Source organism: Variovorax sp. 350MFTsu5.1 (assembly GCF_048302515.1).
Taxonomy (GTDB): domain Bacteria; phylum Pseudomonadota; class Gammaproteobacteria; order Burkholderiales; family Burkholderiaceae_C; genus Variovorax; species Variovorax guangxiensis.
Map to the genome: position 1 here is coordinate 802,467 of NZ_CP157620.1, position 23,767 is coordinate 826,233.

Below are 23,767 nucleotides of genomic sequence, written 5' to 3' on the forward strand. Positions count from 1 at the left end.
TGAATGCACTCCCTTGCCGGACGAGGCCCGCAAAACCCGTAATGGCGGGCCAAAAAAATCCGGGCGTCAGGCCCGGCATTCGGGCGCGGCCTTGTCCAGCATGAGCACGATGCGCCCGACCAGCCGTTCGCTGTAGGCAGGCGCGGGATGCAGCACGTCGGCCATCTCGGCGGGCTTGAAGGTCACGGCGCCCCAGTCGGCGAAGAGCGCCCCCGTCTCGCCGGCCACCCTGCGGGCGATGGCGTCGGCCTCGTCCCTGCCCGTCGCGGTGAGCGGCTGCCGGCTGAGCCCGGTGATGACCGGGGTGCGCCCCTCGGCCTGCACATGCGCGACCATGCGGCGCAGCGCGGGCTCGTAGGGCTGGCCGGACATCGCGTCGTTGATGCCGTGCTGCAGCACCACGAAATGCGTGGTGAGCGGCGCCGTGGAGAACGCCGGCGCGCGCCGGGTGGCGGTGGCGCCCGGCTCGCTGTTGTCGATCACCGTGTAGGCGGGGCGCAGGCGCTTGAGCATCGCGGCGGGCGGCTCGTCGAAGCGCCTGTTGGCGGCGTAGCCGCCGTGCAGGATCGAGTCGCCCTCGAAGGTGACGGTGCAGTCACGTGGGGCCTGCGGGTCCGGCTGGGCTGTCGAAGAGACCGCGTGCGCCGGCTGTCGCACGGAGGCCTTGTTGTTGCCGGTGTTGTGGTTGTGGCTGTTGCCCCCGCAGGCGGGGACCAGCGCGCCGATCGCCAGGATGGCGAGCAGCGTGAATGCGATGTCGGACAGGCGGACGCAGGCCGCGCGGCGGTGAGCGGGAAGGAAAACCAAGGCAATCTCCGGATGGCGCCACTGGCAATTCAGTGGCGTTCATCCGGTTGCCGAACGAGATGCGCAAACCCGCAATGCGCATCGCAAGGAAATCCCGCTTCAGTCCTTCGACGCCACGCAGGCCATCTGCAACTGCTGCAGGTGCGAGCGGAACGCGACCGCGTCCTGCCAGCCGTCCACCACGAACCGGTGGTCGCGCGCGGCCGGCAGGTTGGCGGCCGGGGCCAGGCTCACCCGGTAGCGCTCGTCCACCGAAAAGGCGATGTGCAGCGTCTCCAGCCGCAGCGAGGCGGTGGATTCGTGCGCGCCGGGCGCGGTGGTCGCGAGCCGCAGGATGCACGGCGTCGCCAGCGTCAGCCTCGCGTCCACGCGGCGCGCCTCATGGCGCAGCATGTCGTTGAGCGCGTGGACGTGCTCCGCGGCGCTCATGTCGCCGGCGGCGGGCGCGTCCCTGGTGGGATAGCCGTCGGTGCAGGCGCCTGCCGCTGCCGCGACGGCGAGCCCGGCGGCGATCCAGCGTCGCCGCCGGGCAGCTTGCGGCGCCGTCACACCGCCAGCGACACGATGCCCGCCACGCCCGCGAAGGCGGCCACGCCGGCGAGCAGGCCGGCATCGCGGTGGTTCGAGACGAGGCGTTCGCGCCAAGCCAGGTAAAGCAGCAGGAGGCAGGCGCCGAAGATGATCAGTGAGAGTTCGCTCATGAATGACAGGAATCGATTGGGTGAATGGGGTTGGATGCCCGCGCCGGACACGCCCGCGCGGGACGACGACGAACGCGACGCGCGGGCACAGTGGCCCGCACGTCGCGCATCGCGAGGATTCGTGAAAGTGGAAAAGGAAAGAGATGCGGGCGGACCCGCACCCTCTCTCGCCTAGGCGGCGATGCGCATGCGCGGCGGTTTCAGTGGAACCGGTGGCATGCGGGATGCGGGCGTGTGAGAGTGCTGCGGCGGTGGCGCGTCACGCCACGCGGTGTGGTACAACGTGGCGTTGCGCAGTCCGCAGATTTCGGAGAGGTCCGGCGCGAGTTCGGTGGCCGGCGAGCGCTCTTCCAGCGTGGTGAACGGCTCGGCCGGTGCCTCGCAATGGGGGCTCGACGACAGATGGAGCCCGGCGACGACCGGCGCCATCGCCGCCTCGTGCGACTGGGCCAGAGCGGCAAAGCTCTGGCAGCCCAGTGCGAGCACGAGCAGCAGCGACAGCAGCCAGCGGGGCATCGTCAGGAGAGCGTTGTTGCAGTGTTCTTCAGCGCTTGGCGAAGACGCCGTTCCACGCGAACACCGAATTGGGTGCGTTCACGCGCAGCGGCAATGCGGCGGGGCTCAGTGGGGCTTCCTTCCTCTTCGGCTGCGACGGCTCGTGCTCCACGCGCACACCCTTGGCGAGCTGGTCTTCGACCAGGCTCTGCAGCGTGACCGAGCCCAGGAACTCCATCACGTGATGCTTGGCGGAGGCCCACAGCGCCTCGGTGGAATAGCAGCCCTTGCCGCCGGCCTCGCCCTTCTTCGACGAGTCTTCGGCGTCGGACAGCGGCTGGCCGTCGACCGAGGCAAGGATGTCCGCCACCGTGATTTCGGATGCCCTGCGCGTCAAGGTGTAGCCGCCGCCCGGTCCGCGTGTCGCCTTGATCAGCGCATGCTGGCGCAGCTTGCTGAACAGGAGTTCGAGCGACGAGCGGGCAATGTGCTGGCGCTTGCTGATCGACGCCAGTGGCACCGGGCCATCCTGCTCGCGCATCGCGACATCGATCATGGCCGTCAAGGCGAAGCCGCCCTTCGTCGTGAGACGCATGGAGTGTTCCTCGTTGTTGGGTTTTTCAAACAATGCGTCATAGGTGTGCAAAAGGCCCCGAAAAGTTTCCGAGGCATGGCAACTACGGTTTTTGAAACAGTTTGAAAACCCCGGCGAGGCACGATCGCCGCACGACAGCTGAACTCGGACTCCGCTGAAAACGGATGCCGAGGCTATTTACGGGCTTTTCCAACAAGCGCAACGACCTCCGTGAGATCGGCAATCTGCCCCTGGTGCAGAAGCGCGAGCTTTTCCAGCTTCCTGCGCCCGGCTACCAGCAGATGAACCTCGACCTGGCGCCGGTCGGTGGTGCTGGGCTTTCGCTTGACAAGGCCGGCTTCCTCGCAGCGCGAGACGAGCGCGACCACGCCGTGAAGCTGAGCCTGCAGGCGCTCGGCGATCTCGCTGACCGTCGCCCATTCCCGGCCCGGGAAGGCCTGGGTGTGGAGCATCAGCTGGTACTGCAGCACGGTGATGCCCTCGGCGCGCGCGGCGTCCTCGCTGAAGCGCAGGAAGCTGCGCAGCCTGAATCTGAAGTCGGAGAGCGCCTCGAGCTGGTGCTTCTCGATGCTGCGCGGTTGGCTGGCCATTGACGTCTTGTTGGTGTCATGTGTCGAAGCGGCCTTCGCGATCGGGGCCAACAACTACAACGTCGGCAGCGCGGCCCGCATGGGCCCCGGCTATTTCCCGCTGATCATCGGCACGCTGCTGACGGTGCTGGGGCTGGTGGTGGTCGCGAGCGCATTCACCATGAAGACCGCCGATGGAGATCCCGTCGGAAAGATCGCATGGAAGCCGCTGGGCTTCATCATCGGCGCGAACCTGTTGTTCGGAGTCCTGCTGGCGGGCCTGCACAACATCGGGCTGCCGGCCATGGGTCTGATCGTCGCGATCTACGCGCTCGTCGTCGTCGCCTGCATGGCGGGGGCGAACTTCTCGATGAAGCTTTCGCTGATCCTCGCGACCGTGCTGGCCGTGGGCAGCTACCTCACCTTCATCGTCGGGCTGAAGCTGCAGTTTCAGGTCTGGCCGACCTTCATCAGCGGCTGAAGGAGGAAGGCGCCATGACCGACCTGATCAACAACCTCTCGCTCGGCTTCGCAACGGCCGTATCGCTGCAGAACATCCTGTACGCATTCATCGGCTGCCTGCTGGGCACGCTGATCGGCGTGCTGCCCGGCATCGGCCCGACGGCCACCATCGCCATGCTGCTGCCCGCCACCTATGCGCTGCCGCCGGTGGCGGCGCTGATCATGCTCGCCGGCATCTACTACGGCTCGCAGTACGGCGGCTCGACCACCGCGATCCTGGTGAACCTGCCGGGCGAATCGTCTTCCGTGGTCACGGTGATCGACGGCCATCAGATGGCCAAGCAGGGCAGGGGAGGGCCGGCGCTTGCCGCGGCCGGCCTGGGGTCGTTCTTCGCAGGCTGCGTGGGCACTCTGATCCTGGCCGCGTTCGCGCCTCCGCTGACGGAGATCGCCTTCAAGTTCGGCCCGGCCGAATACTTCTCGCTGATGATCCTGGGCCTCATCGGCGCCGTGGTGCTGGCCTCGGGCTCGCTGCTCAAGGCGATCTGCATGATCATGGTGGGTCTGCTGCTCGGACTCGTGGGCACCGACGTCAACTCCGGCGTTGCGCGCTACAGCTTCGACATCCCCGAACTCACGGACGGCCTGGGGTTCATCGCCATCGCGATGGGCGTGTTCGGCTACGGCGAGATCATCGCCAACCTGGCCAGGCCGGAGGACGAGCGGGAGGTGTTCACGGCGAAGGTCTCGGGCCTGATGCCGACGAAGGAAGACTTCCGGCGCATGCTCCCCGCGGTGCTGCGCGGCACGGCGCTGGGCTCCTCCCTGGGCATCCTGCCAGGCGGCGGTGCGCTGCTGTCGGCCTTCGCCGCGTATACGCTGGAGAAGAAGATCAAGCTCAAGCCGGGCGAGGTCACCTTCGGCAAAGGCAACATCCGCGGCGTTGCGGGCCCTGAAGCCGCCAACAACGCGGGCGCGCAGACTTCGTTCATTCCGATGCTCACGCTGGGCATTCCGCCCAATCCGGTGATGGCGTTGATGGTCGGTGCGATGACCATCCACAACATCCAGCCCGGCCCGCAGGTCATGACCAGCAATCCGGAGCTCTTCTGGGGCCTGATCGCCTCGATGTGGATCGGCAACCTGATGCTGGTGATCCTGAACCTGCCGCTCATCGGGCTGTGGATCAAGCTGCTGACGATTCCCTACCGGTGGCTGTTTCCGGCCATCGTGCTGTTCTGCGCCATCGGCGTCTACTCGACCAACAACAACGTCTTCGACATCTGGCTGGTGGCGATCTTTGGTGTAGTGGGCTACACCTTCATCAAGCTGGGCTGCGAGCCGGCGCCATTGCTGCTGGGGCTGATCCTCGGGCCGATGATGGAGGAGAACCTGCGCCGCGCACTGCTGCTGTCGCGCGGCGACTGGAGCGTGTTCGTGTCGCGGCCGATCTCGGCGGGCCTGCTGGTCGCCGCGCTCATCCTGCTGCTGATCGTGCTGCTGCCGTCCATACGCTCCAAACGCGAGGAGGCTTTCGTCGAGGAGGGCGGCTGAGGCGGAGGCCGCCTTCGACCACACCGGGAGGCGGGCAGTCGTTGCGGGCTGGATTCCGGCGGCACTGAGGTTTGGGTGCTGCTCGGATAGAGTGCCGGGAATCCCTCGAAACTCTGCTCGCGCGTCCTTGAACTCCATCAGCTTCTCCCGCACCCGCTTCGACGCCGCCATCGTCGACCTCGACGGCACCATGGTCGACACGCTGGGCGACTTCGCCGCCTCGCTCAACCGCATGCTCGACGATCTCTCGCTGCCGCACGTGGCGCCTTCCGCCATCGAGACGATGGTGGGCAAGGGCTCGGAGCACCTGATCCATTCCGCGCTCGTGCACGTGATGGGGCCGGCCGTCGCCGATGCCGCGGAGGCCGACGCGAAGGCGCGTGCGCTGTTCGACCGGGCCTGGGAGCGTTACCAGCATCACTACCTCGCCATCAACGGGCGGCATTCGGCGGTGTACCCCGGCGTGATCGAAGGGCTGAAAGCGCTGCGCGCACAGGGCCTGAGGCTGGCGTGCCTCACCAACAAGCCGACCTCGTTCGCCAAGCCGCTGCTGGCCGACAAGGGGCTCGACGGCTTCTTCGAGCTTGTGTTCGGCGGCGACGCCTTCGAGCGCAAGAAGCCCGATCCGCTGCCGCTACTGAAGACCTGCGAGGCGATGGGCACGGCACCTGAGCGCACGCTGATGGTCGGCGACTCGAGCAACGACGCGCGCGCCGCGCGTGCGGCGGGTTGTCCCGTGGTGCTGGTGACCTACGGCTACAACCACGGCGAGCCGGTGCGCGGCGTGGATGCCGACGGTTTCGTCGATTCGCTGGCCGAGTTGGCGCCGGCCGCCGCGCGGTAGCAGCACCAGCTACTGCTTGCCGAGCAGCGCGTCCTTCAGCTTCCAGTCGGCCGGGTTCGGGCCCAGCCAGATGCGCAACAGCGCGTTGAAGAAGGCCTGCTCCTTGATCGGATCGGGCTGGGGCACGCCGCGCACGGTGATCAGCGTGCCTGTGCCGGGCAGCCAGTCGATGGTGAAGGTGTCGCCGGTCTTCAACTGTTTCTGGTCGGCGAACATCTGGCCCATGCGCAGCAGGCCCGGAATGAGGTTGACCATCTCGCTCTTGGGCGAGTTGTCTTCCACGCCCTTGGTGAAGAGCTTGCCGAGCTCGTTCGCGTCGATGTCGCGCAGCATCGTGATGGCCACGCGCTTGGGTCCGGGCGCGGCCAGTGCTTCCTCGGGCGTCGACACCTTCTTGCCCACGTAGAGGCCGGCCGCGTAGACCTTGAAGATGGCCTTGTAGCGGATGCCCGCGCCATTGAGCACGAGGGGCGCGCCACGCAGATCCATCTGGTCTTCGAGCTTGACGCCACCTACGTCGACCTGTGCGGCCGGCACACCGAGGCTGGCGGCGGCGAGGCAGGCGGCCAGGACGAGGCGAGGGAACACGGTCGTGAGCGGAAGGGCGGTCAACGCTGTCTCCTTGGAAATTTGCGAACGATCGTTCGAATGTATCTTTTTGTTCTACTCCTTCGGCTTCGGGGGAACCCTGAAAGCCACCGCCGATGCGCCCGGTTGCACGCTCGGGCGTTTTCGTGGGCTAAACTCCGCAGCTCATATGTTCGTTCATCACGTCATTCAAACAGGTGAAGGCAGCCGGGGAGCCTGGCCCTGGCGTCGCCATACTTCGCTGACTGTTTGATTGCGCGGCGCACGCCGTGCGCCCGCGGTTCCGGACCGGCACGCTCGCCGGCACCGGGCCAACCCGTGAATGACCTTGCCGCCGGCCGAAGGAGCGCCGCAGGCAACTGGAGAACGAATCCGTGATCACCGAACTTGAATTCAAGAGCCTCAGCGCCCAGGGCTACAACCGCATTCCGCTGATGGCCGAGGCCTTCGCCGACCTCGAGACCCCTCTTTCCCTCTATCTCAAGCTGGCCCATTCGCAAGGCGGCGGCAAGCACAGCTTCCTGCTCGAATCGGTGGTGGGCGGCGAGCGCTTCGGGCGCTACAGCTTCATCGGGCTGCCGGCGCGCACGCTGCTGCGCGCCAGCGGCTTCGGCGCCGAAGCCGTCACCGAGGTGGTGACCGACGGGCAGGTGGTCGAGACCGTCCGCGGCAATCCGCTCGATTTCGTCGCCGAGTACCAGAAGCGCTTCAAGGTGGCGCTGCGGCCGGGCCTGCCGCGTTTCTGCGGCGGCCTTGCCGGCTACTTCGGCTACGACACCGTGCGCCACATCGAGCGCAAGCTCGAGAAGAGCTGCCCGCCCGACGCGCTGGGCTGCCCCGACATCCTGCTGCTGCAGTGCGAGGAACTGGCGGTCATCGACAACCTCTCGGGCAAGCTGTACCTCATCGTCTATGCCGATCCGAAGCAGCCCGAGGCCTATGCGGTGGGCAAGCGCCGCCTGCGCGAGCTGAAGGAAAAGCTCAAGTACTCGGTGAGCGCGCCCATCGTGAAGCCCACGCAGCCGCACCCACCCGAGCGCAGCTTCGCCAAGGCCGACTACCTCGCGGCCGTGGAGCGCGCCAAGGAAATGATTGCCGCCGGCGACTTCATGCAGGTGCAGGTGGGCCAGCGCATCAGCAAGCGCTACACGGAGTCGCCGCTGTCGCTGTATCGCGCGCTGCGTTCGCTGAACCCGTCGCCCTACATGTACTACTACAACCTCGGCGACTTCCACGTGGTGGGCGCGTCGCCCGAGATCCTGGTGCGCCAGGAGAACACCGGCGAGGGCGAGCAGAAGATCACCATCCGCCCGCTGGCCGGCACCCGCCCGCGCGGCGCGTCGCTGGAGCTCGATAAGGCGGCCGAGGTGGAGCTCATCAACGACCCGAAGGAACGCGCCGAGCACGTGATGCTGATCGACCTCGCGCGCAACGACATCGGCCGCATCGCCAAGACCGGCACCGTGAAGGTGACCGAGGCCTTCGCGGTAGAACGCTACAGCCACGTGATGCACATCGTGAGCAACGTCGAAGGCACGCTGAAGGACGGCATGACCGCCATCGACGTGCTCAAGGCCACCTTCCCGGCCGGCACACTGACCGGCGCGCCGAAGGTGCATGCGATGGAGCTCATCGACGAGCTGGAGCCCACCAAGCGCGGCCTGTACGGCGGCGCTTGCGGCTACATCAGCTACGCGGGCGACATGGACGTGGCCATCGCGATCCGCACCGGCATCGTGAAGGACCAGATGCTGCACGTGCAGGCCGCGGCCGGCGTGGTGGCCGACTCGGTGCCCGAGCTGGAGTGGAAGGAAACCGAGGCCAAGGCTCGGGCGCTGCTGCGGGCGGCGGAACTGGTCGAGGAGGGGTTGGAATGAGTGGCGTGGGATACGGGCAGCCGAACGCAGAGGGCGCGAAGGTTTCGCAGAGGTCGCAGAAGGAACCGCCAGGTTTTGAAAATGACTGTTCGCACGATGTCATCGGCGCGGCGGTCGAGGTTCAACGTGTGCTTGGCACGGGGCTTCTGGAAAGCGCCTATGCGGCTGCGATGGCGATCGAACTGCATGAGCGCGAGTTGGCGTTCGAACGCGAAGTCCCGATCGAGGCGGTCTACAAGGGGCGCCCGCTGGGCATCGCATACCGCGCAGACTTCGTGATCGAGGGCAGCGTGCTGCTCGAACTCAGGGCCATGGATGCCGTCAGCGAGGCGCATCGTGCGCAGTTGCTGTCGTATCTGCGCGTCTCCGGCATGAAGCTGGGCCTGCTGATCAACTTCCATACCTTCCCCGTCGTCAAGGGAATCCATCGGGTGGTGAACAAGCTATGAAGACCTTCTTTTTGAATTCCTTCTGCGATTTCTGCGAAACCTTCGCGACTTCTGCGTTCGGAAGTCCGGATTCGGAGGGCCTCGAAAAATGAAGCTCCTGATGATCGACAACTACGACAGCTTCACCTACAACATCGTCCAGTACTTCGGCGAGCTGGGTGCGGACGTGCAGGTGCATCGCAACGACGAGATCACGGTCGAGCAGATCGGCGAGCTGATCGCTTCGGGCGTGACGCGGCTGGTGGTGTCGCCGGGGCCTTGCTCGCCGGCGGAGGCGGGCGTGTCGGTGGCGGCCATCGAGGCCTTCGCCGGCAAGCTGCCCATCCTGGGGGTGTGCCTGGGGCACCAGGCCATCGGCGCGGCCTTCGGCGGCAAGATCGTGCGCGCGCAGCAGCTCATGCACGGCAAGACCAGCGAGATCGCGACCACGCAGGAAGGCGTGTTCGCAGGGCTGCCCCAGAGGTTCGTCGTCAACCGCTACCACTCGCTTTCCATCGAGCGCGAGAGCTGCCCCAAGACATTGGCTGTCACCGCCTGGACCGACGACGGCGAGATCATGGGCGTGCGTCACACCGGCTTCGCGCACGATGTGCGCATCGAGGGCGTGCAGTTCCATCCGGAATCGATCTTGACGGAGCACGGTCACGCCATGCTCAAGAACTTTCTGGATTGACCACCACCATGACCACCGATCGCACTTCCTTCGTCGACCTTCGCAGCGACACCGTCACCCAACCCACGCCCGCGATGCGCGAGGCCATGATGGCGGCGCCCTTGGGCGACGACGTCTTCGGTACCGATCCGAGCGTGAATGCGCTGCAGGAAAAGATCGCGGCCATGCTGGGTTTCGAGGCGGCGCTGTTCGTGCCCACCGGCACGCAGAGCAATCTGTGCGCGATCCTGTCGCACTGCGGCCGCGGCGACGAGTACATCGTCGGCCAGCAGGCGCATTGCTACCGCTGGGAAGGCGGTGGCGCGGCGGTGTTCGGCAGCGTGCAGCCGCAACCGCTCGACCACGCGCCTGACGGCACGCTGCCGCTCGCGCAGATCGAGGCGGCCATCAAGCCCGACGACGCGCACTTCGCTCGCACGCGGCTGCTGGCGCTGGAGAACACGCTGGGCGGCAAGCTGCTGCCATTCGAATACGTGCAGGCGGCGACCGATCTCGCGAAGAGCAAGGGATTGCAGCGGCACCTGGACGGTGCGCGGCTCTTCAACGCCGCGACCGCGCAGGCCGCGCTGAACAAGCGCGGCGACATCCGGGCCGAAGCCCGCCGCATCGCGCAGTGCTTCGACAGCGTGTCGGTGTGCTTCAGCAAGGGGCTTGGTGCGCCGATCGGCTCGGCGCTGGTCGGTTCGCGCGAGTTCATCGCCCGCGCGCACCGCATCCGAAAGATGGCTGGCGGCGGCATGCGGCAGGCCGGCCTGCTGGCCGCGGCGGCGTCGCATGCGCTCGACCACCATGTCGACCGCCTTGCTGACGACCACGCGCTGGCACAGCGCCTGGCGCAGGGGCTCGAAGGCATCGAGGGGCTGAAGGTGGAGGCACCGCACACGAACATCGTGTTCGTCGATCTCACCGGTGCTGCGCAGGCGCGCTCTTCGGAGCTGCTGGCGAGCCTCAATTCGCAGGGCATTCTTGCGACGGGCCTCTACCGGCTGCGCTTCGTGACGCACCTCGATGTCGACGTCGCCGGCGTGGACCGGGCCGTTGCCGCGATCCGCGCCTTCTTCGCCAAATCCTGAAAACGGCGAGAACGCGATGCCCGATCTTCCGCATCTGCTCGCATTCATCGCCGCCGGCTGGCTGCTGAACCTCACGCCGGGGCCCGACGTGCTGTACGTGGTCACGAATTCGCTGCGTTCGGGCGCGCGCGCCGGCATCGTGGCCGGGCTGGGCATCACGACAGGGTGCTTCGTGCACATCTTCGCTGTCGCCGTCGGCGTGGGCACGCTGATGGCGACTTCCGCCGGGGCCTTCACCGTGCTCAAGTACATCGGCGCGGCCTACCTGCTGTACCTTGGCGTGCGCATGCTGATGTCGCGCGCCACGCCGCCCGCCGATCTCGACGCTGCCGCCGCGGCGGTGAGCGGGGAGCGCAGCCTCAAGGCGATCTTCGTGGGCGGCTTCTGGACCAACGTACTCAACCCGAAGGTCGCGCTGTTCTTCCTGGCCTTCGTGCCGCAGTTCATTGCGCCGGGCACCGGCAACACGGCGCTGGCCTTCGTGCTGCTGGGCGTGCTGTTCAATCTCAACGCCGTTCCCGTCAACGTGGGATGGGCGCTGGCGGCGGGCTGGATGGCGCGCCGCAGTGCTGTGCGCAAGGGCATGCACTGGCTCGACCGCGCCGCCGGCGTGCTGTTCATCGGCTTCGGTCTCAAGCTCGCGTTCACCGACGCGCCCGCCGCCGTTCGCGTCGGCCGCTGATTCTTTTCGAGGAGACTTTCCATGATCACCCCCCAGGAAGCGCTGCAGCGCACCATCGAGCACCGCGAGGTCTTCCACGACGAGATGCTGCACATCGTGCGCCTCATCATGAGCGGCGAGTGCTCGCCCGTGATGATGGCCGCGCTGATCACCGGCCTGCGCGTGAAGAAGGAAACCATCGGCGAGATCACCGCCGCCGCGCAGGTGATGCGCGAGGTGTCGACCAAGGTGCCGGTGAAGGACACGACGAACCTCGTGGACATCGTGGGCACGGGCGGCGACGGCTCGCACACCTTCAACATCTCGACCTGCTCGATGTTCGTGGCCGCCGCCGCGGGCGCCAAGGTGAGCAAGCACGGCGGGCGCAGCGTGTCGAGCAAGTCGGGCAGCGCCGACGTGCTGGAGTCGCTGGGGGTGAACATCAACCTCAAGCCCGAGCAGATCGCGCGCTCCATCGAGGAGTGCGGCATCGGCTTCATGTTCGCGCCGAACCATCATCCGGCGATGAAGAACGTCGCGCCGGTTCGCAAGGAGCTGGGCATCAAGACCATCTTCAATATCCTCGGGCCGCTGACCAACCCGGCCGGCGCTCCGAACATCCTGATGGGCGTGTTCCACCCCGACCTCGTGGGCATCCAGGTGCGTGCGCTGCAGCGGCTCGGTGCCGAACATGCGGTGGTGGTCTACGGGCGCGACGGCATGGACGAGATCTCGCTCGGCGCGGCGACCATGGTGGGCGAGCTGAAGGATGGTGAGATCCGCGAATACGAGCTGCATCCCGAGGACTTCGGCTTCCAGATGTCGAGCAACCGTGCCCTGCGCGTGGAAACGCCTGAACAGTCGAAGGCGATGCTGCTGGCCGTGCTCGACAATCAGGCCGGCCCGGCGCTAGACATCGTGCTGCTGAACGCCGGGGCGGCGCTTTACGCGGCGAACGTGGTCGACTCGGTGCAGGCGGGCGTGGAGCGCTCGCGCGCCGCCATCGCCTCGGGCGCGGCAAAGGCCAAGCTGGCGGAGCTGGTCAAGGCCTCCTCGACCGTCTGAGCTTCAAGAGAACAGGAAACCCAGAAGTCATGTCCGACATCCTCGACAAGATCGTTGCCGTCAAGCGCCAGGAAGTGGCCGCGGCACTGAAGCGCACGCCGCTCGAAGCCGTGCGCTTCGACGCCGAGAGCCGCGTGCTGACGCGCGACTTCGAAGGCGCGCTGCGAGCCAAGATCGCGGCAGGCCAGGCCGCGGTGATCGCCGAAGTCAAGAAGGCCAGCCCGAGCAAGGGTGTGCTGCGCGCGGACTTCATTCCGGCCGACATCGCGCAAAGCTACGCCGAGGGCGATGGCGAGATCAGCGCGGCCTGCCTCTCGGTGCTGACCGACAAGCAGTTCTTCCAGGGCGGCGTGGACTATCTCAAGCAGGCGCGCGCCTCGTGCGAGCTGCCGGTGCTGCGCAAGGATTTCATCGTCGATGCGTACCAGGTGTACGAGTCGCGCGCGATAGGCGCCGACGCGATCCTGTTGATTGCCGCCTGCCTCGACGACGCGCAGATGAAGGACTACGAAGCCATCGCGCGCGGGCTGGGCATGGCGGTGTTGGTGGAGGTGCACGACGCGGCTGAACTGGACCGCGCGCTCGAGCTGAAGACGGCGCTGATCGGGATCAACAACCGCAATCTGCGCAACTTCGAGGTGTCGATACAGGCGACCATCGATCTGCTGCCGAAGCTGCCCGCCGATCGCCTGCCGGTGACTGAGTCGGGCATCGGCACGCGCGAGGACGTGGCCACCTTGCGCGCGGCCGGCGTCAACGCCTTCCTGGTCGGCGAGGCTTTCATGCGCGCCAAGGAACCCGGCGAGGCCCTCGCTTCATTGTTCAAATGAGCCGGCCCGATCAGCTGTCGAGCAGCAATCCGGCCGACTGGCCGGTGGCCCCGGGCTGGCAGCCGCTGGTCGACGAGTTCTTCGGCAGTGCCGTGGGGCAGAAGCTGCAAGACTTCCTGCGCGAGCGGCTTGACGCTGGCGCCGTGATCTTTCCGCCGCAGCCGTTGAGGGCGCTGGAACTCACGCCGCCGGAAGACGTGCGCGTGGTGATCCTGGGGCAGGACCCGTATCACGGGCGCGGCCAGGCCGAGGGACTTGCGTTTTCCGTGGCGCCCGGCGTGGCGCTGCCGCCGTCGCTGCGCAACATCTTCAAGGAATTGCAGCGCGACCTGGGGACTGCGCCGCCGCCGTTTCCGAATCCGGGTGGCAGCCTGGTGAAGTGGGCCACGCATGGCGTGCTGCTGCTGAACACCTGCCTGACGGTCGAGGAGGCCCAGCCAGCCAGCCATTCCGGGCGTGGCTGGGAGGTGCTGACGGATGCCGTCATTCGGCATGTTTCAAACGGCGCCAAACCTGTTGTTTTTATGCTGTGGGGCTCTCATGCTCAGAGTAAGCGGGCGTTGATCGACGTTAGGCGCCATAAGGTGCTGATGTCGAATCATCCGTCGCCTCTTTCGGCTCAACGGCCGCCCGTGCCGTTCATCGGCTGCGGTCATTTCGGCGAAGCGCGCGCTTGGCGGGAGGCGCAGCGGTCGGAGGGGTGAAAACTTAGGCGATAATCGTGGGCTAACGCCTCGAGCGGTTTTCCTGCATCTTTGTTGATGCATGGGTTTCCGGGTAGTCACAAAACCGTGCTATATTTCGAGGTTCGCCGGAGAGGTGGCCGAGTGGTTAATGGCAGCAGACTGTAAATCTGCCCTCTTACGAGTACGCTGGTTCGAATCCAGCCCTCTCCACCAGCGATGAATTTGGTTTCTAAGAGCGTTTGGATTTCGCGCTTTGGGTGCCTCGAGTGCTCCTGATGCGGGAGTAGTTCAATGGTAGAACCCCAGCCTTCCAAGCTGATGACGCGGGTTCGATTCCCGTCTCCCGCTCCAGAGACCCGGTTCGGCGCCGGAAGCGAATGGTTAGATAAAGCCCTTTTGGCTCAGTGGTAGAGCACTCCCTTGGTAAGGGAGAGGTCGCGGGTCCGATTCCCGCAAAGGGCACCAGTTTTTGGGGGTTGCAAAAGCTGCATTGCAACCCATCTGCATACGTTGGAAACGTTTTTTTCGGAGTCGAAAAATGGCAAAAGGTAAATTCACCCGCACCAAGCCGCACGTGAATGTGGGCACGATCGGTCACGTCGACCACGGCAAGACCACGCTGACGGCTGCGATCGCAACGGTGCTGTCGTCGAAGTTCGGCGGCGAAGCCAAGGCCTACGACCAGATCGACGCTGCGCCTGAAGAAAAGGCACGCGGCATCACGATCAACACCGCGCACGTCGAGTACGAAACGGCCAACCGCCACTACGCACACGTCGACTGCCCCGGCCACGCCGACTACGTGAAGAACATGATCACCGGCGCCGCCCAGATGGACGGCGCGATCCTGGTGTGCTCGGCCGCCGACGGCCCGATGCCCCAGACCCGTGAACACATCCTGCTGGCTCGCCAGGTGGGCGTGGGCTACATCATCGTGTTCCTGAACAAGTGCGACATGGTCGACGACAAGGAACTGCTCGAGCTGGTCGAGATGGAAGTCCGCGAACTCCTCGACAAGTACGAATTCCCCGGCGACGACACCCCCATCATCCACGGCTCGGCCAAGCTGGCCCTGGAAGGCGACAAGGGCGAACTCGGCGAAGGCTCGATCATGAAGCTGGCCGAAGCCCTGGACACGTACATCCCGACGCCCGAGCGCGCCGTGGACGGCACGTTCCTGATGCCCGTGGAAGACGTGTTCTCGATCTCGGGTCGCGGCACGGTGGTGACCGGCGCCGTCGAGCGCGGCGTGATCAAGGTCGGTGAAGAAATCGAAATCGTGGGCATCCGCCCGACGGTCAAGACCACCTGCACCGGCGTGGAAATGTTCCGCAAGCTGCTGGACCAGGGTCAAGCCGGCGACAACGTGGGCGTGCTGCTGCGCGGCACGAAGCGCGAAGAAGTCGAGCGCGGCCAGGTGCTGTGCAAGCCCGGCTCGATCAAGCCGCACACGCACTTCACCGCCGAGGTGTACGTTCTGTCGAAGGACGAAGGCGGCCGTCACACGCCGTTCTTCAACAACTACCGTCCGCAGTTCTACTTCCGCACGACGGACGTGACCGGCGCGATCGAGCTGCCCAAGGACAAGGAAATGGTCATGCCCGGCGACAACGTCAGCATCACCGTGAAGCTGATCGCCCCGATCGCCATGGAAGAAGGCCTGCGCTTCGCCATCCGCGAAGGCGGCCGCACCGTGGGTTCGGGCGTCGTGGCGAAGATCCTCGACCTGTAATACAGCGGGCGCGAAGAGTACCGGAGGGGTATAGCTCAATTGGCAGAGCGTCGGTCTCCAAAACCGAAGGTTGTAGGTTCGATTCCTACTGCCCCTGCCACTTAAGGTGGCACTCCGAAAAGCCCGTCGCGTCCCGACGGGCTTCGGCGTCTCAAGAGGCGCATTGAATTGAAGGCCTCAGGGCCACAGGAAATCAGCCGAACATGGCCACTTCTCAAATCGAAACGGTGAGCACCGGCGCCGACAAGGCCAAACTGGCTGCGGCGGTGGTGCTGGCAGTGGGCGCCATCGTGGCGTTCTATCTGCTGGCGCGCCAGGGCTCGCTGGTGCAATGGGCTGCGCTGCTGGTCGGTCTGGCGGCGGCTGTGGTTGTTTTCGGTAGTTCGGAGAATGGCCGCCAGCTTTGGGCGTTCGGCCGCGATTCGTGGCGCGAAGTCAGGAAGGTCGTCTGGCCGACCCGCAAGGAGGCGATGCAGATGACGGCCTACGTGTTCGCCTTCGTGGCGATCATGTCCGTCTTTCTCTGGCTGACCGACAAGACGCTCGAGTGGGTATTTTTCGACCTCATTCTGGGCTGGAGAAAGTAAATGACTGACGACGCAGTTGAAACCACGCCGGGCGCGCCGGAGGAAGAAGGCTCCTCCGTGCTGGCTCCTGCCGCCAACCCTGATCTGCGTTGGTATGTGGTGCATGCCTATTCGGGCATGGAAAAGGCCGTCGAGCGCAACATCACCGAGCGCATCAACCGCGCCGGCATGCAGGACAAGTTCGGCCGCATCCTGGTCCCGACCGAAGAAGTGGTCGAGATCAAGAATGGCCAGAAGCGCACCACCGAGCGTCGCTTCTTCCCGGGCTACGTTCTGGTCGAAATGATCATGGACGACGAGAGCTGGCACCTGGTGAAGCACACCAACAAGGTGACGGGTTTCGTGGGCGGCGCCAAGAACCGGCCGGCCCCGATCTCGCAGAAAGAGGTCGAAGACATCGTCAGCCAGATGCAGCAGGGCACGGAGAAGCCGCGCCACAAGATCGAATTCACCGTCGGCGAATTCGTGCGCGTCAAGGAAGGCCCGTTCACCGACTTCAACGGCACCGTCGAGGAAGTCAACTACGAGAAGAGCAAGGTCAGCGTGTCGGTCATGATCTTCGGCCGCGCGACGCCTGTGGAACTCGAATTCGGCCAGGTCGAGAAGACCTGAGCCCCGGACCGCGAGGTCCGAACCATTCCCGGCTGCGCGTTGTCCGACTCGGCGCGCGGCCTTGATCGAAGAGTCGTTTAACCCCGGGGAGCCTCGGCCGCAAGCCGAAGCGATATCACCCGCAAGGAGCAAAAAGCATGGCGAAGAAAATCGTCGGCTTCATCAAGCTGCAAGTGCCAGCTGGTAAGGCCAACCCGTCCCCGCCGATCGGTCCCGCACTCGGTCAGCGCGGTCTGAACATCATGGAATTCTGCAAGGCGTTCAACGCCCAGACGCAGAGCTACGAGCCGGGTCTGGCGCTGCCGGTGGTCATCACCGCTTTCGCCGACAAAAGCTTCACCTTCATCATCAAGTCGCCGCCCGCTGGCGTGCTGATCAAGAAGGCGATCAAGCTCGAGAAGGGTTCCGCACGTCCGCACACCGACAAGGTCGGCAAGATCACGCGCGCGCAGCTCGAAGAGATCGCAAAGACCAAGATGAAGGACCTGACCGCCGCCGACATGGACGCCGCGGTTCGCACCATCGCCGGTACGGCCCGTTCGATGGGCGTGAATGTGGAGGGCGTGTAAATGGCCAAGATCACCAAGAAGCAGAAGTCGCTCGAAGGCAAGGTCGACAGCACCAAGCTGTACCCGCTGGCTGACGCGATCACCATCGTCAAGGAAGCCGCCACCGCCAAGTTCGACGAATCGATCGACGTGGCCGTGCAGCTCGGCATCGACGCCAAGAAGTCGGACCAGGTCGTGCGCGGCGCCGTCGTGCTGCCCAACGGCACCGGCAAGACCAAGCGCGTCGCCGTGTTCGCCCAAGGCGCCAAGGCAGAAGAAGCCAAGGCCGCCGGCGCCGACATCGTCGGCATGGACGACCTGGCTGCCATGGTCAAGGCTGGCGACATGCCTTTCGACGTCGTGATCGCCGCACCGGACGCCATGCGCGTCGTCGGTACGCTCGGTCAGGTGCTGGGCCCGCGCGGCCTGATGCCGAACCCGAAGGTCGGCACCGTGACCCCGGACGTCGCCACGGCCGTGAAGAACGCCAAGGCCGGCCAGGTCCAGTTCCGCGTCGACAAGGCCGGTATCGTGCACGGCACGATCGGTCGCCGTTCGTTCGACAACGACAAGCTGCAGGGCAACCTCGCTGCGCTGATCGAAGCTCTGGTCAAGGCCAAGCCCGCGACCAGCAAGGGCGTGTACCTGCGCAAGGTGGCTGTGTCGTCGACCATGGGTCTGGGTGTTCGCGTGGACACGCAAACCATCTCGGCGAGCTAAAGAGATTTGCTCCACCTCGCAAGGGTGGGGCGGATGTGGTGGGTCGCGGCGGCTTCGGTTGCCGCGGGCCATCCAAGACCGCTGGTGTGCAGGGTGCTGCACTTAAACGCCGGACCTTCCCGTCCGGTATCCAGCGCAGATGGCGACCCCACTGCAAGGAATCGAGAAAGTTGATTTTTTGTTCCCGACAGTTGGTCGCTGCATGAAGCGCGATCCAGGCCCCGGCCGAAGATCGCATTTAAAGGAGTAGACCTTGAGTCTGAATCGCAGTGAGAAAGAAGCGGTCATCAACGATGTGACCAGCCTCGCCGCAAAAGCTCAAACGCTCGTGATGGCGGAATACCGTGGCATCACGGTTGCCGATATGACCAAACTGCGCAACGAAGCGCGCAGCAAGGGTGTGAGCCTGAGTGTTCTGAAGAACACGCTGGCCCGCCGTGCTGTCGCCGGTAGCGCGTTCGAGGTCGTCGGCGACCAGATGACCGGTCCGCTGATCTACGGCTTCTCCGAAGACGCTGTGGCCGCCGCCAAGGTGGTGGCCGATTTCGCGAAGACCAACGACAAGCTGGTCATTCGCGGTGGCGCATTCGGTGGCAAGGCCCTGGACGTCGAAGGCGTGAAGCAACTGGCCAACATCCCTTCGAAGGAAGTGCTGCTGGCTCAACTGCTGGGCTTGATGCAATCCCCGATCTCTCGTACCGCCCGCGTTCTCGCGGCGCTGGCCGAGAAGCGTGGTGGTGGCGAAGCTGCACCCGCCGATGCCCCGGCAGAAGCACAGGCAGCCTGAGCTGCTTGCGTTTGAAACATTCAACCCAATTGTTAGGAAACAAAAATGGCATTCGATAAAGACGCATTTCTGACCGCGCTCGACAGCATGACGGTCCTGGAACTCAACGACCTGGTCAAGGCCATCGAAGAGAAGTTCGGCGTGAGCGCCGCTGCAATGGCTGCTCCGGCTCAAGGTGGTGGCGGTGGCGCTGCTGCTGCAGTCGAAGAGAAGACCGAGTTCAACGTCATGCTGATGGATGCTGGCGCGAACAAGGTTTCGGCGATCAAGGCAGTGCGCGAAATCACCGGCCTGGGCCTGAAGGAAGCCAAGGACCTGGTGGAAGCCGCTCCCAAGGCTGTCAAGGAAGGCCTGTCGAAGGCTGACGCTGAAGCCGCCAAGAAGAAGCTGGAAGAAGCCGGCGCCAAGGTGGAACTGAAGTAATTCAGACCCCCTGGAGGGCTGGAGGTGCCTGAAAAGGCCCTCCAGCCTTTGCCGCTTTCAGAGCGCACTCAAAAGCCGGCTCGTTGCCGGCTTTCCCGGGGGCCCAAAGGGCTCCGGAAAAGCCAAAACGAGTCGGGATTTTTGAGTGTCTTCTGACCCCGACTGCAGAAGACCCCTTGGTTCGGGCGATGTGCAACGCATCGCTGTCCGCCAACGGCTGGTAGTGGCCAGCCGCCAAGCAGTGGTGCCCAGGCACTGCTGACAAGTCGCTGAAGATCTCAAGCACCGGAGCTCTCATGGCCCAATCGTCCGCGTACAGTTACACCGAACGCAAGCGCATCCGAAAAAGTTTCGGCAATCGCGACAGCGTCGTCGAAATCCCCTACCTGCTGCAGATGCAGAAAGACGCATACACCGCGTTCCTGCAAGCCGGCATCCCCCCGAAACAACGTACCGTCGAAGGCCTGCAGGCCGCGTTCGACGCTGCCTTCCCGATCGTCTCGCACAACGGTTTCGTCGAGATGAAGTTCCTCGAGTACAACCTGGCGAAGCCGGCGTTCGACGTGCGCGAATGCCAGACCCGCGGCCTGACCTTCGCGTCGGCCGTGCGCGCCAAGGTGCAGCTCATCATCTATGACCGCGAGTCGTCGACCTCGCAGTCGAAGGTGGTCAAGGAAGTGAAGGAACAAGAGGTCTACATGGGCGAAGTGCCGCTCATGACGGACAAGGGTTCGTTCATCATCAACGGTACCGAGCGCGTGATCGTGTCGCAGCTGCACCGTTCGCCGGGCGTGTTCTTCGAGCACGACAAGGGCAAGACGCACAGCTCGGGCAAGCTGCTGTTCTCCGCCCGCGTGATTCCCTACCGCGGTTCGTGGCTCGACTTCGAGTTCGACCCGAAGGACATGCTGTACTTCCGCGTGGACCGTCGCCGCAAGATGCCGGTGACGATCCTGCTGAAGGCCATCGGCCTGAACCCGGAATCGATCCTCGCGAACTTCTTCGTGAACGACAACTTCCGCCTGATGGACAGCGGCGCGCAGATGGAGTTCGTCTCCGAACGCCTGCGCGGCGAAGTTGCGCGCTTCGACATCACCGACAAGTCGGGCAAGGTCGTGGTCGCCAAGGACAAGCGCGTCACCGCGCGCCATACGCGCGAGCTCGAGCAGGGCGGCACCACGCACATCAGCGTGCCGGAAGACTTCCTGATCGGCCGCGTGATCGCCCGCAACATCGTCGATGCCGATTCCGGCGAGATCCTGGCCAAGGCCAACGACGAGCTGACCGAGTCGCTGCTGAAGAAGCTGCGCACGGCCGGCGTGCAGGACGTGCAGGTCATCTACACGAACGAACTCGACCAGGGCGCGTACATCTCGCAGACCCTGCGCATCGACGAAACCGTGGACGAGTTCGCCGCCCGCGTGGCCATCTACCGCATGATGCGCCCCGGCGAGCCGCCGACGGAAGACGCCGTGCAGGCCCTGTTCCAGCGCCTGTTCTACAACCCGGACACGTACGACCTGTCGCGCGTCGGCCGCATGAAGTTCAACGCCAAGGTCGGCCGCGACGAGTCGACCGGCCCGATGGTGCTGACCAACGAGGACATCCTGGCCGTGGTCAAGATCCTCGTGGACCTGCGCAACGGCAACGGCGAAGTCGACGACATCGACCACCTGGGCAACCGTCGCGTGCGCTGCGTGGGCGAACTGGCCGAGAACCAGTACCGCACCGGCCTGGCCCGCATCGAGAAGGCCGTGAAGGAGCGTCTGGGCCAGGCGGAGCAAGAGCCGCTGATGCCGCACGACCTGATCAACAGCAAGCCGATCTCGGCCGCCCTGAAGGAATTCTTCGGCGCCTCGCAGCTGTCGCAGTTCATGGACCAGACGAACCCGCTGTCCGAGATCACCCACAAGCGCCGCGTGTCGGCCCTTGGCCCGGGTGGTCTGACGCGCGAACGCGCCGGCTTCGAAGTGCGCGACGTGCACGTGACCCACTACGGCCGCGTGTGCCCGATCGAAACGCCTGAAGGCCCGAACATCGGCCTGATCAACTCGCTGGCCCTGTACGCCCGCCTGAACGAATACGGCTTCATCGAGACGCCGTACCGCCGCGTGGTCGACGGCAAGGTCACCAACGAGATCGACTACCTGTCGGCCATCGAGGAAGGCAAGTACGTCATCGCCCAGGCCAACGCGGCCCTGGACAAGGACGGCAAGCTGACCGGCGACCTGGTCTCCGCCCGCGAAGCCGGCGAATCGATCCTGGTGGGTGCAGAGCGCATCCAGTACATGGACGTTTCGCCCGCGCAGATCGTGTCGGTGGCCGCATCGCTCGTGCCGTTCCTCGAGCACGACGACGCGAACCGCGCGCTGATGGGCGCCAACATGCAGCGCCAGGCCGTGCCAGTGCTGCGTCCGGAGAAGCCGATGGTCGGTACCGGCATCGAGCGCGTCTCCGCGGTCGATTCGGGCACCGTGGTCACGGCCACCCGCGGCGGTATCGTCGACTATGTCGACGCGACCCGTGTCGTGGTGCGCGTGAACGACGCCGAAGCGGCTGCCGGTGAAGTCGGTGTGGACATCTACAACCTGATCAAGTATCAGCGTTCGAACCAGAACACCAACATCCACCAGCGCCCCATCGTCAAGCGCGGCGACAAGATCGCCAAGGGCGACGTGGTGGCCGACGGCGCATCGACCGACCTCGGTGAACTGGCCCTCGGCCAGAACATGCTGATCGCGTTCATGCCCTGGAACGGCTACAACTTCGAAGACTCGATCCTGATCTCGGAACGCGTCGTCGCCGAAGACCGCTACACCTCGATCCACATCGAGGAACTGGTGGTGATGGCCCGCGACACGAAGCTGGGCGCCGAAGAAATCACGCGCGACATCCCGAACCTGGCCGAGCAGCAGCTCAACCGCCTCGACGAGTCCGGCATCATCTATGTCGGCGCCGAAGTGCAGCCGGGCGACACGCTGGTGGGCAAGGTCACGCCGAAGGGCGAGACCACGCTGACGCCTGAAGAGAAGCTGCTCCGCGCCATCTTCGGCGAGAAGGCTTCCGACGTGAAGGACACCTCGCTGCGCGTGGACCAGGGCTCGCAGGGCACCGTGATCGACGTGCAGGTGTTCACCCGCGAAGGCATCCAGCGCGACAAGCGCGCCCAGCAGATCATCGACGACGAACTCAAGCGCTTCCGCCTCGACCTGAACGACCAGCTTCGCATCGTCGAAGCCGACGCGTTCGACCGTATCGAGAAGCTGCTGACCGGCAAGGTCGCCAACGGCGGCCCGAACAAGCTGGCCAAGGGCACCAAGCTCGACAAGGCCTACCTGTCGTCGGTCGAGAAGTTCCACTGGTTCGACATCCGCCCGGCGGAAGACGAAGTGGCGACGCAGCTCGAGTCGATCAAGAACTCGCTGGAGCAGACGCGCCACAGCTTCGACCTCGCGTTCGAAGAAAAGCGCAAGAAGCTCACGCAGGGCGACGAGTTGCCCGCTGGCGTGCTCAAGATGGTCAAGGTCTACCTGGCCGTCAAGCGCCGCCTGCAGCCCGGCGACAAGATGGCCGGCCGCCACGGCAACAAGGGTGTGGTGTCGAAGATCGTTCCGGTCGAGGACATGCCCCACATGGCCGACGGCACGCCGTGCGACATCTGCCTGAACCCGCTGGGCGTGCCCTCGCGGATGAACGTGGGCCAGGTTCTCGAAGTGCACCTGGGCTGGGCCGGCAAGGGCGTGGGCCAGCGCATCGGCGACCTGCTGCAGCAGGAGGCCAAGGTGGCCGAGCTGCGCAAGTTCATGGAGCAGCTGTACAACGGCTCGGGCCGCAAGGAAGACATCGCCTCGCTGAGCGACACCGAGCTGCTCGAAATGGCGGGCAACCTGCAGAACGGCGCGACCTTCGCGACGCCGGTGTTCGACGGTGCCTCGGAAGAGGAAATCCGCGGCATGCTGAAGCTGGCCTATCCGGACGACATCGCCAAGGCCAAGGGCCTGACCGAGAGCCGCACGCAGGCCTACCTGTTCGACGGCCGCACCGGCGACCAGTTCGAGCGTCCCGTCACCGTCGGCTACATGCACTTCCTGAAGCTGCATCACCTGGTGGACGACAAGATGCACGCCCGCTCGACCGGCCCGTACTCGCTGGTGACGCAGCAGCCCCTGGGCGGCAAGGCGCAGTTCGGCGGCCAGCGTTTCGGGGAAATGGAAGTGTGGGCGCTCGAAGCCTACGGCGCTTCCTACGTCCTGCAGGAAATGCTGACCGTGAAGTCCGACGACGTGCAAGGCCGTACCAAGGTGTACGAGAGCATCGTCAAGGGCGAACACTCGATCGAGGCCGGCATGCCGGAATCGTTCAACGTGCTGGTCAAGGAAATCCGTTCGCTGGGTCTCGACATCGAGCTCGAGCGTTCCTAATTTGAAAA

The 23,767-nt window shown here is 65.1% G+C and carries 26 protein-coding genes and 4 tRNA genes; 23 read left to right on the forward strand and 7 right to left on the reverse strand.

Features of this window, described 5'->3' with window-relative positions; translation table 11 throughout:
• Positions 1-66 precede the first annotated feature (66 nt).
• The 6 genes from ABL843_RS03485 to ABL843_RS03510 form a co-directional block, all read right to left on the reverse strand.
• Positions 67-807 carry an SGNH/GDSL hydrolase family protein gene (locus ABL843_RS03485; RefSeq protein WP_418118982.1) on the reverse strand — a complete coding sequence of 247 codons (741 nt, stop codon included), beginning with the start codon at positions 805-807 and terminating at the stop codon, positions 67-69.
• A 99-nt stretch (positions 808-906) separates the two neighbouring features.
• Positions 907-1,356 (reverse strand): hypothetical protein, encoded by a 450-nt coding sequence (locus ABL843_RS03490; protein ID WP_418118983.1) that lies wholly within the window; start codon positions 1,354-1,356, stop codon positions 907-909.
• Positions 1,353-1,508 carry a hypothetical protein gene (locus tag ABL843_RS03495; protein ID WP_184639877.1) on the reverse strand — a complete coding sequence of 52 codons (156 nt, stop codon included), beginning with the start codon at positions 1,506-1,508 and terminating at the stop codon, positions 1,353-1,355. The genes ABL843_RS03490 and ABL843_RS03495 overlap by 4 nt, the downstream gene beginning before the upstream one ends.
• A 171-nt stretch (positions 1,509-1,679) precedes the next feature.
• Positions 1,680-2,024 carry a hypothetical protein gene (locus ABL843_RS03500; RefSeq protein ID WP_418118984.1) on the reverse strand — a complete coding sequence of 115 codons (345 nt, stop codon included), beginning with the start codon at positions 2,022-2,024 and terminating at the stop codon, positions 1,680-1,682.
• Between the two features lie 28 nt (positions 2,025-2,052).
• Positions 2,053-2,598, reverse strand: coding sequence for an Rrf2 family transcriptional regulator (locus tag ABL843_RS03505; RefSeq protein WP_184639874.1), 546 nt, complete (start codon positions 2,596-2,598; stop codon positions 2,053-2,055).
• Positions 2,599-2,771: 173 nt separating this feature from the next.
• On the reverse strand, positions 2,772-3,188 hold the full coding sequence (locus tag ABL843_RS03510) for a MarR family winged helix-turn-helix transcriptional regulator (RefSeq protein ID WP_369659777.1): 417 nt from the start codon (positions 3,186-3,188) through the stop codon (positions 2,772-2,774).
• Between ABL843_RS03510 and ABL843_RS03515 the strand changes: the two genes are divergently transcribed.
• The 3 genes from ABL843_RS03515 to gph all read left to right on the forward strand — a co-directional run bounded on the left by ABL843_RS03515 (position 3,166) and on the right by gph (position 6,027).
• On the forward strand, positions 3,166-3,648 hold the full coding sequence (locus ABL843_RS03515; protein WP_418118985.1) for a tripartite tricarboxylate transporter TctB family protein: 483 nt from the start codon (positions 3,166-3,168) through the stop codon (positions 3,646-3,648). The genes ABL843_RS03510 and ABL843_RS03515 overlap by 23 nt on opposite strands.
• 14 nt (positions 3,649-3,662) lie before the next feature.
• Positions 3,663-5,183 (forward strand): tripartite tricarboxylate transporter permease, encoded by a 1,521-nt coding sequence (locus tag ABL843_RS03520; RefSeq protein WP_126025758.1) that lies wholly within the window; start codon positions 3,663-3,665, stop codon positions 5,181-5,183.
• A 190-nt stretch (positions 5,184-5,373) separates the two neighbouring features.
• A complete protein-coding gene (gene gph / locus ABL843_RS03525; protein ID WP_418120433.1) occupies positions 5,374-6,027 on the forward strand; it encodes a phosphoglycolate phosphatase in 654 nt (217 codons plus the stop codon).
• Positions 6,028-6,036: 9 nt separating this feature from the next.
• Here the strand turns inward: gph and ABL843_RS03530 are convergent, their stop codons facing one another.
• Positions 6,037-6,639: a chalcone isomerase family protein gene (locus ABL843_RS03530; RefSeq protein WP_418118986.1), complete on the reverse strand. Its 603-nt coding sequence runs from the start codon at positions 6,637-6,639 to the stop codon at positions 6,037-6,039.
• A gap of 350 nt (positions 6,640-6,989) precedes the next feature.
• Here ABL843_RS03530 and trpE point away from each other — a divergent pair, with 350 nt between their 5' ends.
• From trpE to rpoB, 20 genes are all read left to right on the forward strand, one after another.
• Positions 6,990-8,492, forward strand: coding sequence for an anthranilate synthase component I (gene trpE, locus ABL843_RS03535; RefSeq protein ID WP_418118987.1), 1,503 nt, complete (start codon positions 6,990-6,992; stop codon positions 8,490-8,492).
• Complete coding sequence (locus ABL843_RS03540; protein ID WP_369659772.1) at positions 8,489-8,941, forward strand: GxxExxY protein; 453 nt, start codon at positions 8,489-8,491, stop codon at positions 8,939-8,941. Before trpE ends, ABL843_RS03540 begins: the two co-directional genes overlap by 4 nt.
• Positions 8,942-9,029: 88 nt before the next feature.
• The gene (locus tag ABL843_RS03545; protein ID WP_418118988.1) at positions 9,030-9,614 is read left to right on the forward strand and encodes an aminodeoxychorismate/anthranilate synthase component II; all 585 of its coding nucleotides are present in this window, start codon (positions 9,030-9,032) and stop codon (positions 9,612-9,614) included.
• Between the two features lie 8 nt (positions 9,615-9,622).
• The gene (gene ltaE / locus ABL843_RS03550; RefSeq protein WP_418118989.1) at positions 9,623-10,687 is read left to right on the forward strand and encodes a low-specificity L-threonine aldolase; all 1,065 of its coding nucleotides are present in this window, start codon (positions 9,623-9,625) and stop codon (positions 10,685-10,687) included.
• 16 nt (positions 10,688-10,703) lie between these two features.
• A complete protein-coding gene (locus ABL843_RS03555) occupies positions 10,704-11,369 on the forward strand; it encodes a LysE family translocator (RefSeq protein ID WP_418118990.1) in 666 nt (221 codons plus the stop codon).
• A 21-nt stretch (positions 11,370-11,390) separates the two neighbouring features.
• Positions 11,391-12,413 (forward strand): anthranilate phosphoribosyltransferase, encoded by a 1,023-nt coding sequence (gene trpD / locus ABL843_RS03560; RefSeq protein WP_126025765.1) that lies wholly within the window; start codon positions 11,391-11,393, stop codon positions 12,411-12,413.
• A gap of 29 nt (positions 12,414-12,442) precedes the next feature.
• Entirely contained in the window at positions 12,443-13,243 is an 801-nt protein-coding gene (trpC, locus tag ABL843_RS03565; protein WP_418118991.1) for an indole-3-glycerol phosphate synthase TrpC, read from the forward strand.
• Positions 13,240-13,947: a uracil-DNA glycosylase gene (locus ABL843_RS03570; RefSeq protein ID WP_418118992.1), complete on the forward strand. Its 708-nt coding sequence runs from the start codon at positions 13,240-13,242 to the stop codon at positions 13,945-13,947. Before trpC ends, ABL843_RS03570 begins: the two co-directional genes overlap by 4 nt.
• 109 nt (positions 13,948-14,056) lie before the next feature.
• Positions 14,057-14,142: transfer RNA gene (locus tag ABL843_RS03575), tRNA-Tyr, on the forward strand.
• A gap of 64 nt (positions 14,143-14,206) precedes the next feature.
• Positions 14,207-14,280 (forward strand) — tRNA-Gly (locus ABL843_RS03580).
• A gap of 39 nt (positions 14,281-14,319) precedes the next feature.
• A tRNA-Thr gene (locus ABL843_RS03585) sits at positions 14,320-14,394 on the forward strand.
• A 73-nt stretch (positions 14,395-14,467) separates the two neighbouring features.
• Positions 14,468-15,661, forward strand: coding sequence for an elongation factor Tu (gene tuf, locus ABL843_RS03590; RefSeq protein WP_093210122.1), 1,194 nt, complete (start codon positions 14,468-14,470; stop codon positions 15,659-15,661).
• A 24-nt stretch (positions 15,662-15,685) separates the two neighbouring features.
• Positions 15,686-15,761: transfer RNA gene (locus tag ABL843_RS03595), tRNA-Trp, on the forward strand.
• A gap of 103 nt (positions 15,762-15,864) precedes the next feature.
• Entirely contained in the window at positions 15,865-16,248 is a 384-nt protein-coding gene (gene secE, locus ABL843_RS03600) for a preprotein translocase subunit SecE (RefSeq protein ID WP_126021694.1), read from the forward strand.
• Complete coding sequence (gene nusG, locus ABL843_RS03605; RefSeq protein WP_418118993.1) at positions 16,249-16,860, forward strand: transcription termination/antitermination protein NusG; 612 nt, start codon at positions 16,249-16,251, stop codon at positions 16,858-16,860.
• 137 nt (positions 16,861-16,997) lie between these two features.
• The gene (gene rplK, locus ABL843_RS03610) at positions 16,998-17,429 is read left to right on the forward strand and encodes a 50S ribosomal protein L11 (RefSeq protein WP_093206996.1); all 432 of its coding nucleotides are present in this window, start codon (positions 16,998-17,000) and stop codon (positions 17,427-17,429) included.
• Positions 17,430-18,128 carry a 50S ribosomal protein L1 gene (gene rplA, locus ABL843_RS03615; protein WP_126021692.1) on the forward strand — a complete coding sequence of 233 codons (699 nt, stop codon included), beginning with the start codon at positions 17,430-17,432 and terminating at the stop codon, positions 18,126-18,128. It abuts the gene before it with no gap.
• A 253-nt stretch (positions 18,129-18,381) separates the two neighbouring features.
• Entirely contained in the window at positions 18,382-18,915 is a 534-nt protein-coding gene (gene rplJ, locus ABL843_RS03620) for a 50S ribosomal protein L10 (protein ID WP_126021691.1), read from the forward strand.
• A 45-nt stretch (positions 18,916-18,960) separates the two neighbouring features.
• Entirely contained in the window at positions 18,961-19,338 is a 378-nt protein-coding gene (gene rplL / locus ABL843_RS03625; protein WP_126021690.1) for a 50S ribosomal protein L7/L12, read from the forward strand.
• Between the two features lie 296 nt (positions 19,339-19,634).
• On the forward strand, positions 19,635-23,759 hold the full coding sequence (rpoB, locus tag ABL843_RS03630) for a DNA-directed RNA polymerase subunit beta (RefSeq protein ID WP_418118994.1): 4,125 nt from the start codon (positions 19,635-19,637) through the stop codon (positions 23,757-23,759).
• Positions 23,760-23,767 lie beyond the last annotated feature (8 nt).

Coding starts and splice junctions, on each gene's coding strand:
- ABL843_RS03495 (WP_184639877.1), bottom strand. CDS start 1,508: ATGAGCGAACTCTCACTGATCATCTTCGGCGCCTGCCTCCTGCTGCTT.
- ABL843_RS03500 (WP_418118984.1), bottom strand. CDS start 2,024: ATGCCCCGCTGGCTGCTGTCGCTGCTGCTCGTGCTCGCACTGGGCTGC.
- ABL843_RS03505 (WP_184639874.1), bottom strand. CDS start 2,598: ATGCGTCTCACGACGAAGGGCGGCTTCGCCTTGACGGCCATGATCGAT.
- ABL843_RS03515 (WP_418118985.1), top strand. CDS start 3,166: ATGCTGCGCGGTTGGCTGGCCATTGACGTCTTGTTGGTGTCATGTGTC.
- ABL843_RS03510 (WP_369659777.1), bottom strand. CDS start 3,188: ATGGCCAGCCAACCGCGCAGCATCGAGAAGCACCAGCTCGAGGCGCTC.
- ABL843_RS03520 (WP_126025758.1), top strand. CDS start 3,663: ATGACCGACCTGATCAACAACCTCTCGCTCGGCTTCGCAACGGCCGTA.
- gph (WP_418120433.1), top strand. CDS start 5,374: ATGGTCGACACGCTGGGCGACTTCGCCGCCTCGCTCAACCGCATGCTC.
- ABL843_RS03540 (WP_369659772.1), top strand. CDS start 8,489: ATGAGTGGCGTGGGATACGGGCAGCCGAACGCAGAGGGCGCGAAGGTT.
- ABL843_RS03545 (WP_418118988.1), top strand. CDS start 9,030: ATGAAGCTCCTGATGATCGACAACTACGACAGCTTCACCTACAACATC.
- ltaE (WP_418118989.1), top strand. CDS start 9,623: ATGACCACCGATCGCACTTCCTTCGTCGACCTTCGCAGCGACACCGTC.
- ABL843_RS03555 (WP_418118990.1), top strand. CDS start 10,704: ATGCCCGATCTTCCGCATCTGCTCGCATTCATCGCCGCCGGCTGGCTG.
- trpD (WP_126025765.1), top strand. CDS start 11,391: ATGATCACCCCCCAGGAAGCGCTGCAGCGCACCATCGAGCACCGCGAG.
- trpC (WP_418118991.1), top strand. CDS start 12,443: ATGTCCGACATCCTCGACAAGATCGTTGCCGTCAAGCGCCAGGAAGTG.
- ABL843_RS03570 (WP_418118992.1), top strand. CDS start 13,240: ATGAGCCGGCCCGATCAGCTGTCGAGCAGCAATCCGGCCGACTGGCCG.
- tuf (WP_093210122.1), top strand. CDS start 14,468: ATGGCAAAAGGTAAATTCACCCGCACCAAGCCGCACGTGAATGTGGGC.
- secE (WP_126021694.1), top strand. CDS start 15,865: ATGGCCACTTCTCAAATCGAAACGGTGAGCACCGGCGCCGACAAGGCC.
- nusG (WP_418118993.1), top strand. CDS start 16,249: ATGACTGACGACGCAGTTGAAACCACGCCGGGCGCGCCGGAGGAAGAA.
- rplK (WP_093206996.1), top strand. CDS start 16,998: ATGGCGAAGAAAATCGTCGGCTTCATCAAGCTGCAAGTGCCAGCTGGT.
- rplA (WP_126021692.1), top strand. CDS start 17,430: ATGGCCAAGATCACCAAGAAGCAGAAGTCGCTCGAAGGCAAGGTCGAC.
- rplL (WP_126021690.1), top strand. CDS start 18,961: ATGGCATTCGATAAAGACGCATTTCTGACCGCGCTCGACAGCATGACG.
- rpoB (WP_418118994.1), top strand. CDS start 19,635: ATGGCCCAATCGTCCGCGTACAGTTACACCGAACGCAAGCGCATCCGA.